This is a genomic window from Enterococcus sp. 2STP, from assembly GCF_032465635.1.
Lineage (GTDB): Bacteria > Bacillota > Bacilli > Lactobacillales > Enterococcaceae > Enterococcus_B > Enterococcus_B lactis.
Window position 1 is genome coordinate 1 of the sequence record NZ_JAWDJH010000018.1, and the last position, 13,388, is coordinate 13,388.

20 protein-coding genes are annotated in these 13,388 nt (G+C 33.1%); 9 read left to right on the top strand and 11 right to left on the bottom strand.

Annotated features, from left to right (window positions below; translation table 11 throughout):
• Positions 1–80 precede the first annotated feature (80 nt).
• From RWU19_RS06630 to RWU19_RS06655, 6 genes are all read left to right on the top strand, one after another.
• On the top strand, positions 81–527 hold the full coding sequence (locus RWU19_RS06630) for a hypothetical protein (protein ID WP_316002587.1): 447 nt from the start codon (positions 81–83) through the stop codon (positions 525–527).
• 1 nt (position 528) lies between these two features.
• Complete coding sequence (locus RWU19_RS06635) at positions 529–657, top strand: XkdX family protein (protein ID WP_047927170.1); 129 nt, start codon at positions 529–531, stop codon at positions 655–657.
• Between the two features lie 54 nt (positions 658–711).
• A complete protein-coding gene (locus tag RWU19_RS06640; protein WP_256925884.1) occupies positions 712–1,071 on the top strand; it encodes a hypothetical protein in 360 nt (119 codons plus the stop codon).
• Positions 1,052–1,336 (top strand): phage holin, encoded by a 285-nt coding sequence (locus RWU19_RS06645; RefSeq protein WP_316002586.1) that lies wholly within the window; start codon positions 1,052–1,054, stop codon positions 1,334–1,336. Before RWU19_RS06640 ends, RWU19_RS06645 begins: the two co-directional genes overlap by 20 nt.
• Entirely contained in the window at positions 1,333–2,364 is a 1,032-nt protein-coding gene (locus tag RWU19_RS06650; protein ID WP_316002585.1) for a GH25 family lysozyme, read from the top strand. Before RWU19_RS06645 ends, RWU19_RS06650 begins: the two co-directional genes overlap by 4 nt.
• A gap of 1,359 nt (positions 2,365–3,723) precedes the next feature.
• Positions 3,724–3,951: a hypothetical protein gene (locus tag RWU19_RS06655; protein ID WP_002348408.1), complete on the top strand. Its 228-nt coding sequence runs from the start codon at positions 3,724–3,726 to the stop codon at positions 3,949–3,951.
• Positions 3,952–4,174: 223 nt separating this feature from the next.
• Here the strand turns inward: RWU19_RS06655 and RWU19_RS06660 are convergent, their stop codons facing one another.
• The 3 genes from RWU19_RS06660 to RWU19_RS06670 form a co-directional block, all read right to left on the bottom strand.
• Positions 4,175–4,477 (bottom strand): hypothetical protein, encoded by a 303-nt coding sequence (locus RWU19_RS06660; protein ID WP_123837805.1) that lies wholly within the window; start codon positions 4,475–4,477, stop codon positions 4,175–4,177.
• A 185-nt stretch (positions 4,478–4,662) separates the two neighbouring features.
• Entirely contained in the window at positions 4,663–4,842 is a 180-nt protein-coding gene (locus RWU19_RS06665) for a hypothetical protein (protein WP_002340702.1), read from the bottom strand.
• Positions 4,843–5,024: 182 nt separating this feature from the next.
• Positions 5,025–5,279, bottom strand: coding sequence for a hypothetical protein (locus RWU19_RS06670; RefSeq protein ID WP_260241521.1), 255 nt, complete (start codon positions 5,277–5,279; stop codon positions 5,025–5,027).
• Between the two features lie 533 nt (positions 5,280–5,812).
• Here RWU19_RS06670 and RWU19_RS06675 point away from each other — a divergent pair.
• Complete coding sequence (locus tag RWU19_RS06675; protein ID WP_002324896.1) at positions 5,813–6,010, top strand: cold-shock protein; 198 nt, start codon at positions 5,813–5,815, stop codon at positions 6,008–6,010.
• 152 nt (positions 6,011–6,162) lie between these two features.
• On the opposite strand, the gene RWU19_RS06680 is transcribed toward RWU19_RS06675, so the two are convergent.
• The 5 genes from RWU19_RS06680 to RWU19_RS06700 form a co-directional block, all read right to left on the bottom strand.
• Positions 6,163–6,555: a VOC family protein gene (locus RWU19_RS06680; RefSeq protein WP_123838297.1), complete on the bottom strand. Its 393-nt coding sequence runs from the start codon at positions 6,553–6,555 to the stop codon at positions 6,163–6,165.
• Between the two features lie 109 nt (positions 6,556–6,664).
• Positions 6,665–7,456, bottom strand: a complete 792-nt coding sequence (locus tag RWU19_RS06685; RefSeq protein ID WP_123838296.1) for a TraX family protein — start codon at positions 7,454–7,456, stop codon at positions 6,665–6,667.
• Between the two features lie 493 nt (positions 7,457–7,949).
• Positions 7,950–8,240 (bottom strand): hypothetical protein, encoded by a 291-nt coding sequence (locus RWU19_RS06690; RefSeq protein ID WP_104876079.1) that lies wholly within the window; start codon positions 8,238–8,240, stop codon positions 7,950–7,952.
• 118 nt (positions 8,241–8,358) lie between these two features.
• Positions 8,359–8,619: a hypothetical protein gene (locus tag RWU19_RS06695; protein WP_033650136.1), complete on the bottom strand. Its 261-nt coding sequence runs from the start codon at positions 8,617–8,619 to the stop codon at positions 8,359–8,361.
• 181 nt (positions 8,620–8,800) lie between these two features.
• A complete protein-coding gene (locus RWU19_RS06700; protein WP_002340696.1) occupies positions 8,801–9,214 on the bottom strand; it encodes an Hsp20/alpha crystallin family protein in 414 nt (137 codons plus the stop codon).
• Between the two features lie 191 nt (positions 9,215–9,405).
• Between RWU19_RS06700 and RWU19_RS06705 the strand changes: the two genes are divergently transcribed.
• Positions 9,406–10,044 (top strand): hypothetical protein, encoded by a 639-nt coding sequence (locus tag RWU19_RS06705; protein ID WP_104764444.1) that lies wholly within the window; start codon positions 9,406–9,408, stop codon positions 10,042–10,044.
• A gap of 80 nt (positions 10,045–10,124) precedes the next feature.
• Here RWU19_RS06705 and RWU19_RS06710 read toward each other — a convergent pair whose 3' ends face one another.
• Together RWU19_RS06710 and RWU19_RS06715 are read right to left on the bottom strand one after the other, a co-directional pair.
• The gene (locus tag RWU19_RS06710) at positions 10,125–10,610 is read right to left on the bottom strand and encodes a hypothetical protein (RefSeq protein WP_104764443.1); all 486 of its coding nucleotides are present in this window, start codon (positions 10,608–10,610) and stop codon (positions 10,125–10,127) included.
• 137 nt (positions 10,611–10,747) lie between these two features.
• Positions 10,748–10,963 carry a DUF378 domain-containing protein gene (locus tag RWU19_RS06715; RefSeq protein WP_002293281.1) on the bottom strand — a complete coding sequence of 72 codons (216 nt, stop codon included), beginning with the start codon at positions 10,961–10,963 and terminating at the stop codon, positions 10,748–10,750.
• Between the two features lie 610 nt (positions 10,964–11,573).
• Here RWU19_RS06715 and RWU19_RS06720 point away from each other — a divergent pair.
• On the top strand, positions 11,574–12,359 hold the full coding sequence (locus RWU19_RS06720) for a glycerophosphodiester phosphodiesterase (RefSeq protein WP_123838244.1): 786 nt from the start codon (positions 11,574–11,576) through the stop codon (positions 12,357–12,359).
• Positions 12,360–12,436: 77 nt separating this feature from the next.
• On the opposite strand, the gene RWU19_RS06725 is transcribed toward RWU19_RS06720, so the two are convergent.
• Positions 12,437–13,363, bottom strand: coding sequence for an ArsR/SmtB family transcription factor (locus RWU19_RS06725; protein WP_123838241.1), 927 nt, complete (start codon positions 13,361–13,363; stop codon positions 12,437–12,439).
• Positions 13,364–13,388 lie beyond the last annotated feature (25 nt).

The following is a 13,388-nucleotide window of genomic DNA, read 5'->3' on the forward strand; positions in this document are numbered from 1 at the left end:
AATCAAAGACAGTAGATTTTGCACAGATAAATACGCTACACATTATGGAAATAGAATCTTAGATTAAAGGAGTGAAATAAATGAAAGATATTTGGAAGTATGGCAAGCCTGGTGGGGAATATGCCGGAAAAGTGGTAGATGATATGGTTATGACTGTCCCGTTTACTGATGTCCCACCATTAGAAGGAATTCGTTCAGATGGGGAGTCGTTAACAATTAATGATCAATTATTTGATCCGCAAGAAAACCGATGGATTGTTTTGACGAATGTATTGGATCACAATAAGCTAAATAATCTTGAAGCAGTGTACGAGGCTCTGGAACACGAGAATGGTAATCTAAAACAGCTCAATGCCAAACTCATGCTAAATGATGTAGCAATTAAACAGGAAAATACTACATTGAAAGAAAAAGCTGACAATTTAGCACAAATCAATTCAAAGACAATGCTTGCTTCACTTCAAAACAGCAAGGATATTGCAGAAATTAAAGAGCAATTAAATCCAGAATCAGAAGGAGGCGAGTAGTATGTTCAGTTTTAGCGATGTGAAAATGATGTTTGACTGGGGCTGTTTTACAGAAGAACAGGTTCGACAGTTCGTTCCGTTATGTATCACAGATGAAGAAGCGGATGAGATTATTAATAGTGAAGAATAGAAGCGTACTCAAACGAGTGCGCTTTTTATTGTGGATGGAAGTGAGGTCAGTAATTTGCATATTGAGCAACAGCACTTAGCAATGGTAGTTACTGCTTTAATTACAGCAGTTGGAACATTTTTAGCAACTAAGTCAACTAACAAAGTGACTTTAGAAAATGAAAACATTAAGAACGCTACTTCATTGTATGAGCAATATAAAGAATTAAATCAGCAACTACAGCAAAAAGTAGACAAACTCGAAGGAAAAGTCGAAAAGCTCCAAGAAAAGTATGAAAAAGAAATCAATTTCTACAAGTTGGAAATTGAGAAATTAGAAGGGCAAAACGAACTTTTACAGCGGGAAAATGAGGTATTGAAACTAGAAAATATTAAATTGAAAGAAGGGGTCTCGAATGATCAATTGGAAAACTAGATTTAAAAATCCGCAGTTTTGGGTGCCATTTATTTTGTTTTTGTTTAGTACTATCGGATCCGTTGCGCATGTGACGGAAGCTGATGTTACAACATGGAATGGTGTTGTGCAAATTGTGAAAAATATCGTGATGAATCCTGCACAATTATTTGCGTTGGTATTTGCCTTATATGGCTATATTGTCGATCCAACAACAAAAGGATTTTCAGATAGTCAGCAAGCTTTAAGTTATAAAAAACCAAAAGATTGGAGAGAAAAACAATGACATTGAATGTAGTAGATTTATCAAATAATAATGGATCAAAAAATATCGTAGATTATCCTGCTGATGCTTATATGTTTAAAGCAACTGAAGGAACGGGGTTTGTTGATTGTTACTGTGATCCTTTTGTGCAACAAGCAGTTAATGCCGGTAAACCTTTTGGAGTTTATCATTTTATTAACGGAGAAGATTGGAAAGCTCAAACTGATTTCTTTTTAAATAATGTCCAAGGATATATTGGGAAAGGCATTTTAGTACTTGATTATGAGATGTATGGACGACAAGGAACAGGAGTACTTAAACAGATGCTCGATCGTATTCAACAGAAGACGGGTATCAAGGCATTAGTTTATACTTCTGCATCAGTATTATTTGAAGAAGATTTTTCAGAAATTGTTCAAGCTGATTATGGTCTGTGGGTAGCAGCTTATCAATCAGAATTCCCTGCTATTAAACACTGGTCTAATGCAGTTATGTGGCAATATACTTCAACTCCTTATGATAAAAATTACTTCTATGGTGATGCTAATGCTTGGAATGCTTATGCGAATGCGGGAAAAGGAAAGGACAACGATTCGGCTGATAGTAGTTCTGAAATCCCTACACCAAGTAAACATGATAATATCATCGCTAAATCGCCAGTTAAAAAGAATGGTAATTATTTAGCTAAACTAGAAGTATTTAACGAGTTTAGTTTAGGTGTATTTCGTGGCGCTGGTTGGTTGGTTCCTCAAAATGGGGCACAACCTTTTAATCATGGTTATATATTCTTTATGGATGCCGAAAACCCTAAGTTAGAATTGGGGCGTTGTGAATCAAAACGTTTGGTGCGTGAAGACGTAAATAAAGCTTATAAAATTCCAGAAGGTATGCCTTTAGGATTAGATGGAACAATGGACATTAAGAAATTTGCTGGTAGAAAATGTTTTATCAAATTACGCCGAACCAATGATTTAAAAGGCGATGTAATTGATGGTCAAACTATTGATATAGATTTTCCAGAATATGTATTGACGATTCCTAAGCGATAACTATGATTTTTTGCGATTAAGAACTTTATTAGCAATCAGCAGAGTAACTGTTAAAAGTAAGATAAAGATTATATCTCCCACATTTATCCCACCGAGGATATATAAAACCACATAAAAATTTGAGATGATACGAAGTAGTGTGAAAAAACAATAGAACATGAAGCAATTGCAAAGACTTCTATATGAAGCAATTTAAAACTTATTGAAAATGTATGTAATACTTTTAGAATACAAGACTATAAGAAGCCTTCATGGCCGTTCTGAAAATGGATGAAGAAGAAAGTAAGAAGTAGCAAGGATTTTAGGATTTTCTTAGCTTTTAAAATTTGTGAAATTCCAAAATATTCGCCCTATGTTCGCCCAAGTTTTTACTTGGGCGAATTTTTTGCATTTTAAATCAAAGATCTTTTCAAACGTTGGGTGAAAATATCAACAGCTTCATTTTTTCATTTTTTGGTTACATGTGTGTAAGTATCCATAGTAGTAACTAATCTAGAATGACCAAGTCGAGCCTGGATTTCTTTTGGGTTTGCCACCGTATTGTCACCGATGTTTTTTTTGTTGGTAAAATTCAAGAATTTTTTCTTAAATTCTCCATGATATCTACCGTTTCAATTCTCATCTTATTTGTAATATGAGAATAGGTGTCCATCTAATCATGTCTTGGATGCCCTGGAATCAGTGGATTAGTCGGAAACAACATTGGATTAGTCAAAAGAATCCATGTATAAACTGAGTGATGTCGTTTAAGTTAGCGCAAAATTCCTAGCTGTTTTAAAAAATAGTCTGGCTATAATCTCTCAAAAAGTGTATTTATTCAAGCAACTTTTAAAAAAAATAGACTAGAAACAAAAAAAGCTAGCCGTAAGAGCTGGAAAACCTAATTTTTTGTATTCAGATAAATTAGTATGCAAATAAAAAATACTATCGAAAATACTAACCCAACTAAATAATTGGATAAAAAAAGGGGATCAGCATCTGAATCATCCCAAATCTGAATCATGAAATAGATAAATGGGAGGGATGAGACGATCAGTAAACAATCTTTTTTACGCCATATTTTTAAACAGTGTAGAACAATAATTTTATATGCACAAGTAACCCAGAATAAAATTTTACTAATAAATAACAAAGTTATATCCCCTTTATTTTTTCTCTTTCGCAATATATTTATCTTATCATTATTTATTGATCATGAGAAATAAATGAGATTGAAGGGGGAAGTCGGTAATAAAAGGCTTATACAAAAATGAAGGGTTGCTTAGATACGTAGATTACTACAGTATAATAAGAACGATTTCAAGCTATATGATCATTGATACATAAGTTCAGAAAATCGACTTAAAATGTTATTGATTGATGAGAATTGGAAAAACAGCAATGAATAAATCGAGTAAACAAGAATCGAACGTACTGAAGGCAACATTTGAAAAAGAATACGGAGTTTCTACAGAAGAAGTATATAAAGCGGCAAGTCAGGGTGTTGCTATTGCAAGTGAGGTTATTCGTAAGCTTGGATTTCTATATAAGATGATGCTCGTCAATGGGAGGGAACGGAATGAAAATAAAAGACAGATGTTACGCTAGTAGTCATGGTATAGACGGTTTAATACTAGATATGCCGATAAAGTACCCTAATTAACTCGGATTGAAAGAATGATGAAATGCGATAGACAGCAACAGAAATAGTAAGAACAAGGAGGTGAATTTCAACTCTTCCTAATTGTTCTTACTATTTTTAAACCGTTGCTGTCTATTAATTTATAAACATCGACGTTACGTTTATTTAAAATACATCAATTACTTATTGTCAAAGATAGATATAATACGCATCAGCTTCCGAAGTAGCAGAATTTACCTTATGGAGTCCTTCTAATTTGATGTGGAGTTCTTTGGCAACTTCTTGAATATATTTGTTAAATATACTATTTTCTAATTTTAAATAATTAGCAATCTCTATAGAAATAATTTTTTTACGTTCTTTTCCTATGAACTGAATATTAAACTGTCTTATTACACTGTTTCTATCACTTTCATTAGGAAAGCTACTTATCATCGATACATATTCTTTTATAGATATAAGAGTACTTTTTATCATTTGGAATTCATCCATAATTTCACCTTCTCTAATTATTTTAATTTTAATTTAATTATACATGATGCTTTTGTTTCTATCCATATTTTTGCTGAAGAGAAAATAAGGCAAGGAAAGTTTAGCGACTATCGCTAGGTGAAAAGATAAACAGCTTCTTTTTTATTTTTTAGTTACATAGACATTCAGAAAAAAAAGACAATCAACTAGTGATCGTCTTTTAGAAAGTTACCAATCAATTTTATAATATTGCTAGAAAATAAGATAAGAGCAAGACCTAAAATATTTACAAAAAAATGGAAATCTAAAAAAATAGCATTAAGAATAACAAGTATCATTCCGATATATAAAAATATATTAGTGTTAAGTTTGTTGATAGGTGTCATGTTTCTACCTCCAATCACTTTTAGAAAAGAGTATCTCTTATTCATTTTGTAGTCAATACCTTAATAAAAATGTCGGCAGAAATAGGAAGAATCAAGATGAAACAGATAGATGTCTATTAATAGTACTAGTATAAAGACAAAAACAACAAGTGAGAAAATTTGTAGTTATAAAAGTATAACAATTAATCATTCTTATAAAGATATCGCAAAACAATGATGAAAAGAATAAGTGATAAAAACAACCCAACTACGTAAAAAAATAATGTTGAAAGCGATTGATAAAATGTATATTTCACTATTTTTATGATAAAAATTGCTGTAGGAAGAAAAGAAAGCATTAATATAACTGTTTTTCTAGAACGTTTAGTGAAGTAAAAGAAAGAGCTGATACCAATACAGACTGGAATCCAAAATAAAAGCATGCTAAATGTGACCACCGTATCATCTCCCATATCGTCTTATGTCAATTAGGATAATAGCACTTTATCAACTAATAACCAAATATTAAGGATAATGGTTCCGAATGGTCGACAAACATCCCAGAATGAAAAAGTCAGAAAACCAGAACTAACTGCAATAAAAGCAAAGTTTAAAAAATACGGTGTTCCTACAGAAGCAGCGTATAAAGTTGCGAGCAATTGTATTGCCGCTATAATTCTTTTGCCATCATTCGGGTTGAAAACTCAAGTAGTTAACGAAGAACCAACAGAAAGTAGATAGATATGAGATTATTAATCAGAGTTCTCGCTCGTTCATTAACCAATTGTTGTGATTTTCCTGAAATTTTACATCTTTAAACCTTATATCGAGTGATTATCCTTGTGTTAGTATTATATCCGTGTTACAGTAAATAAGTAATCTAATTTGAAACGTAATCTGAGCGATATATTCACACTATAAAAACTCCTTTTACCAAGTAATATTAATTGCAATAAAACACGTATTATATACGTATCAGGAGGAAATATATATGAATAACGGTACAGTAAAATGGTTTAACTCAGATAAAGGTTTTGGTTTCATCACTGGTGAAGATGGAAATGACGTATTTGCTCATTTTTCAGCGATCCAAGGAGAAGGCTTTAAGTCTTTAGATGAAGGCCAAGCAGTTACTTATGATATTGAAGAAGGTCAACGTGGTCTTCAAGCAGTAAATATCGTAAAATAATGTTGAATGTTAACCGCCTCATATGAGGTGGTTTTTTTGTTTATGTTGGTAAAAAAAATCCCTCACTTAATAGTACAGTAAGGGATTTTTCTCGTTCAGCGATTAATTTTTAATATTTGCATCAATATAATAAGATATACTTTATCTCATGGCTAGAATAACAGTTGCCAAGTAAAGCCAAACTTGTCAGTCACCCAGCAAACTTCCGTATACTTCTCGTAATTTTTTTCATGCATCATTATGGTTCCGTTAACTTTTAATGTATGAAATGCCTGATCAAATTCTTCCTGATCATCTACTTCAATCAAAATGGTAGATGCCCAGGTGGAGACAGGTACAGGGAAATTTTTTGACATATCCAAAAATCCAATTACTTGATTGCCTAACTTAAGTTCACCTTCAAGGATAAGATCCGATTCCTCTTTACTCGCATCGCCATACCGATTCAACTTAGTGATTTGGGAGTTAGAAAAAGCTTTGTGATACCAATTGATTGCTTCTTCTGCTTGACCATTATATGTCAAAAACGGTAATAGTTGCTTCATCTTTTTCCCTCCTGATTCCTTTTTTGAGATCGATTGCAAAGCGATTGTAACATGGAATGGGTAAAAAAGACTAAAGATAGGAACTAAATCGAAATGGTCATTCATCAGTCTAGTATTTATATAAAAAGGCAGACAGCAAATATAATAGGGCAATATGTGCCGGATAAAAGATATAAAAGAAATATTTCATTCCTTTTCCTTTTTGTCCGTTATATAGCAAGATTGGGATGATTGAAAAAATCATTATCCACTGGGTCGTACCTAAAAAGAAGAATATTCCAGCAACAATCGAGATAATGACACATTGAATGTTACGGTGATTTCTTGCTAAATAAAGCAAAGGAATCAAAAGAACCATAAAATTATTTTCTGCTAAAAGCAGTGCAGGTAAAAATGATGTAATCAGCATAAAAACAACTTTGTTTTGAAGGATAGCAGAACTAGAAAATAACAACGGGATAAATAATGAGAGCAAGATTGGTAAAATGAATATGAAAATACTTGTAACAATCTTTTTCCAACTTCCTGTATTTTTTCCATCAGTGAAAAGATCGATTGCATACATCATGACCGTACCAATAAACAGATCTCTGAAAATGTTATTCATCAATACCACTTCATCATAATGAACGATATTACCTAAAAAATAAGTAAAGAAGGCCATAAGAACCATTGAGAGATAAAGCCGCTGCATATATTTCTTTTTATCATGTGTATGTGAGAAGCCTACAACGCTTATAAAAAAGAACAAAGTAGCAACTGGCCTACCAAACCAATCCAGCCAGTCGGGGGCACCAAACGGATAAAACATTTGATGAATGTGATCGATAAACATCAATGTAATCCCTAAAATTTTCAAGTCAAAGGTAGAAAGTCCTCTTTTCGAACGAACAGTATTCAAATTTTTCCCTCCTAATGATTAAATAAATGAAACAAGTGACAATCACATTATTAATGAATTGAAGTAAGAAATACAATCGAAAAGTCGAACATTTTTGTCATGTGAATCACTGCAAAAATCAAAACAAAGTAGAAATTATCTTTGGAATATCAGAGAATGAGGGGAGAAAATAGTATGTAACTATAATTAAATGATGTAAACTTATAATTTGCAAATAATTTCTATGCCAATGTATCACGAACCTAAAAGTAATCCAATTTGTCTAAACGTTTATCTATAATAAAAATGTGCGAAATACCGCACTTTTTTATCTTTTTATTTAGTTTTAATGCAAAAAATCAAGTTACAAGATAAATTAGGTGGGATTTTGTTACTATGAATAACATAATAGGATAGTAAAGTGGATTGATTTGAGATCTTTTTATACTTCAAAAAAGATAGCCCCCAACTACCAAAATCATATTTCGGTAGTTGGGAAAAACGTGTTTATACATTATTTTTTATTCAAAAAAAATAGCACAATGGCAAAGAACATAAGCGAGAGCATAAGCCCAAAGGAATGACTAAAAAGAAAAGCAGAATCACATGCCATGTCATCCCAAATTTCTTCCAGAAAATAAATAAGCGGAAAAAAGGGAAGAAATAGCAAAACATCGATCCAACACCATTTTTTTCTCCTTTTGAAATAACATAAAACAATAAACATGAATGTGCAGGGAAGTAAAAACAAAGCTTTACTCATAACTAACAAAATACCAGCTCCTTTTATTTTTTTCTCCCCCACATTCAAAGAGTAACAATGGTATGTACTTAATAATAGAAAAATAGATCAACTTGTATGAATATCAAATGAAAAGATTTATACCAAAATAAAAAACTTCCAGCCAAAATTGGCTGGAAGCTTATTTTTTTCTGAAATATCCTAACACACAAATAAAAAAGATGGCCGAAGCTAATAAACCGATTTCGTAGTAAAACAATGAAATACCAGAGTCATAATAATAAAATCCTCTGATTTTATGGATAAAATAAATCATTGGACAAGCAGCTAAAAGTAAGTATTTGTTCGGTTTTTTGAATAAGTAAAAGAAAATACTGGTCATTATGATGAATGGTATCCAAAATAAAAGTTTACTTAAGACAATCAAATGATCAACTCCCATATTTTTTACCAAGAGAGATCATACCATCTTTATCGCCAAAACAAAATATTTTTTTGTGCCTTTTGAATTTTTAATTAGGATCATGGAATTGGTTCTGAATAACTATAAAATTCAATTAGAAATCACTTGTTCTTATCAAAAATATAAAAATCGCCTCTCATTCATAGAGAGGCGAAAGTTCCTAGTTTAACTCGATTTTTTTCGTTTCTTTTGGATGATGCGCCGTTTTAGGTAATGCTAATTTCAGTACACCATTTTTAAAGGATCCGGTGATTTTTTCTTCATCAACATCAGGAAGATAGAATGAACGTTTGTAAGAGACCGAATGTCTTTCTTTCCGTACATAGTTGCCATTTTCTTTATCTTCCGTATGGGACTCATGGTTGGCGGAGATCGTCAAAGTGTTGTTTGAATATTCAACTGTCGTGTCTTCTTTGTCACAGCCAGGCATATCAGCTGTTAGTTTGTATTCTTTTTCGTTTTCAACTAAATCTACTTTTGGATAACTTGAAACACCTAAAAAATCATTGAACGCTGGACTAAACACATCATTGAAATCAGGGAACATGTCGCGAATGCTAGGTACATTTGCCATTGTTGATCATCCTTTCAATAGAGTATTTTTTATTTATCCCTATTTATGTAATAACTCTATTTTGAAAAAAATTCAAGTATAACGGTTGTCTTTGTGAATGTTTCATCTAGTGAATTACAAAGGTTATCTTTCTAATTTGAGAAAGGGTTTGCTAGAATAATAGTAAGAAAATAATTTGGAGAGGAGAAAATATGGCAAAAACCACAAATCCCTATTGGCGAGAAGAAAGCAGAATCTATCATTTAGAATTAGAAATCGCTAGGACAAACAATCCACAAAAGAAACGTGAACTCGGCTATCTTTTAGAAAAAGAAAAAACAGCTTTGCAGCAACGAAAATGGCGAGATCGAGAAGCGCGAAATTACCAAATAAAAACGATGCGTAAAACCCGTAGAAGAAAAATCGTCTATTACACATGTTGTATAGCAGGAATCATCATCGTGTCATTTTTTATAATAAGCAAATTCTTTTACCCAAATGTAGAAATATTGGATTTAGAAAACCATCCGGCGACTAATTTTATTACACAACTGACAAAAAGCGAAGTGGATACCACAAATTTAACAAGAGAGCAAGTAGAGAAGTGGGCATACTATCATTTGAAGTTAGAAGATCCAACTATTGTAAGCGCTAACCATTTCTGGTTTGACGTTCGTATCAATCAAGTTAGAGAAGTAGAAGTAGATATTTTTATGGAAGAAGTAGCTGTAGCAAACTATGTAGTTGACGCAAATGGCCACTTATATCGTATGACTGCATCTGACAAAAAAATGGTGGCGAATAAATGGGACGTGCCAGAGAATTTTGAAATAGAAAACGCGAACGATTGAGATACTCGTTCGCGTTTTTCAAAATAAAATAGCGTTAAAACACACAATGAACAGACAGAAATGTGAAACTTTCTATATCATCAAAACGGTGTGCCGTACGCATCAGTAATCGAAATCACTCCATCTGGGGACACTCGATAGAAACCGACACTTCCTGATCCTCCTTGGGCACGAGTCTGCTTGCTAGAAGTCGTGAACAAATAATCTTGATCGATTTTTTGATAAAAGCTAGTAACGATATCGTCACTTTGTAATTCGGAACGATGGGCAATAAGAAATAGAAGTGCTTCATCAGAGTTTTCCAATGGAAGAGAAGGTTCAGTTCTTTCTTGCATTTCGGATGTTGAAGAAATGGGAGACGACTGAATGCTTGATTGGCTATATTGCGAATCTACATTACTAGTAGAAGTATTAGTAATGGAAGTAGTAGAAGTACTTTTAGTCGAACCGACCTCAGTTGTTGAATTGGTTAGTGAAGATTCATTAATAGAATTCTTTGTAGCATTTCCGCAGGCTGAAAAAAGTAGTACAACCCCCAACAATCCTACGTAAATCCCTTTATTCATGATGGTACCTCCTAAAATAGATTATCTTAATTCAGTATACCACTCTCCATGTGGAATCAGATGACTTCAAATGAAAAAACCTTCCCACTAATGGGAAGGTTCATGAAGATAATAGCTTTTTTAATAATTATAGCTTTCTAATATCTTTCATCAACTTTTCTAGTAATCATAGGGAAAAATTTCAAGCAGTAGATCGCACAAATACCTACGATGATATAAATGATCTTCGCAAAAATAGTTGTTGAACCACCAGCAATCATAGCTACTAAATCAAATTCGAACAAGCCTACCAACAGCCAGTTCAGCCCTCCCACAATCAATAAAGTTAATGCAATAGCATCTAAAGTTTTCATTAGAATTCTCCTTTCTTAAATGATAAAATAATTATATATCAAAAAGAGAAACATTGCTTATATAACGCTCAGGGATTTTAACAAATGATGCAAAAAGAGGAAAAACAAGTAAAGGTATCGCAGATAATGCCTTCAATCAAAAAAAGAAATAGACTTACAAAACGTCTGATTTTCAACATTGACAGTCAGAAATACTTGATGAGCTCCGATAAGGGATGAGGAATGACTTGCGGACTCACTTATCCATAAAATAAACGATAGCCTTCTCGAAAACTCGAGAAGGCTATCTGACGATTCAATATTCATTAATTTAAAGTTTCGGTGACTATTACTAACTATTACTTATTTCTCATTTAAACGATGTATTCCCTAACCTCTAATACATCCTTGTAACTCTGAAGTTACGCCAGTTTTGAATAAATTTCATAAAAACAAATGAAAAGTGTCGCATAAAAATATCTTTCGTGTTTCTTTAGTATAACAGAATAAGAAGAAAAAGTCCAGAAGGGATGTTTTTAGCTCATTTTAAAATAACTTTTTAATCAGGTTTAAGTTTGCTATACTTGTTTTTGAGGTGATTTGGCAAGTGAAAAAAAAGATTGGAATAGTAATGCTATTCACTGTTTTATTAACAGGATGTGTTTCATTAGCGAATAATTGGTTGGAACATGAAGGTACTTACTTAGTGGCTCATCGTGGCGCACACATTATTGCGCCTGAGAATACGGTGGAGAGTATCCATCAAGCAAAAATATTAGGCTACCAAGCAGTCGAGATTGATGTTCGGACAAGTAGAGACGGCGTGAATTTTTTGATGCATGATGACACATTGGATCGAACAACAGATGGAACGGGAAAACCAGAGACATACACGATCAAACAACTAAAGAAGTTTAATTTAGATACGAAAAACTATCCAGAATACGTAAATAAAAAAGTTAAGATACCTACTTTTGAAGAAGCCGTAAAGGAAATCAAAAAAAATAACTTGATTGTCAACGTGGATGGTTCAAAAGGAAACTGGCAGGATGAACATTTTGTTAATGAGATCGTAAACACGCTAAAACAAAATAGTGTGTATGAACGTTCATTTTTTGTACTGACGGATAAAAAGATCCGAGACGAAGTCGTAAAGAATCATCCTGACTGCACAGTATCTTGGTTATATGACCAAAAAAATAAACTTGAAGATGAGATTGAACAAGTAAAAAGTTATAAAAAAGCGTTGCTCTCAGTATCTAATGATGCTGCTACAGAAGAAACAATCAATAAACTAAATAAATCTGGAATCGAGTATCAAGTGTATGGGGTGAATGACGTTAAACGATTTGAAGTGTTAAAAAAATCATCCGTTCCAATCGTAGAAACGGATGAAATCGATCCTAGTGATTTATAAAAATAGAATAATTAATTATATCCGTTTCTTTTAAAGAAGCGGATATTTTAATGGAATAAATACTATTTATCGAGAAATCAATGTTTTTCTTTTTGTGAATAATAAAGATCAACTACAATATTTTGAGGGTGGTTACCGAAATGGCGCCCAAAAATCGTCAATCCGCCTTTGTTCTTAGCCTCTTTGTCGACACCAATCCTGAATTTGATAAAAGGGGAGTGCTGCAATTTTAAATCAGAGAGATTGATTATTGATAGCTGCTCTCCATCTATCCCGGTGTCTTTTGTATTGATGCGCAAGTGCTTTAACATACCGTATTGGCTGAAGCGACTGTCCCACCAGTCAGGCGTCAATCTTCCGCGGACGTCGGAGTAATTTCCTTTGGCGGTCCAAGTGCCAACTTTTATATCATTGATATAAAAGGAAATGTCGCTTGGCCAGTTGTTGTTGGAAACTGGGAATTCAGAAGAAAGCTCTAGAGAAATATCCAATAGTTCCGGTTGATCGGAAGCTTCTAAAGGATTAGGGAAAATATATTCTACATACCCATCTGAAAACCACAAAAGGGAAGCGTCAACTCGTTCGTTTGATACGAATGAACGCAAGTCATCCATTTTTCCAATCACTTTTTCAGGACTAGCTAATCCGCAAGAAGGCTGCACAGAAAAATCCGAAAAATAACCCAAAGCAATCTCGTGGCTCTTTTTTTTATAAGGAAGATAGATTTGTTGAGGGAAGTGGATTTCTATTTTGTCCACGGATAAAGAATAAATCTTCTTTCGATTGTCTTCCTCCACTTCGCTAAGTTCCAAAAGAGAAATAAGTGAAGCTTCTTCAAGAACTTTCAAGTGCCGAGAGATGATGGCTTTGCTTAAATTCATTTGTTGGGCTAGTTCACTAGAAGTCTGTGGTTTTTGTGCTAGTTTGTCCAATATGATTAATCGAGTTTCTGCTGATAGTGCCTTGTAAACAAGAAGTGAATCTAGATCAAGGGAGAGTTCCATAGCGGATCTCCTTTCTTTTTATTTC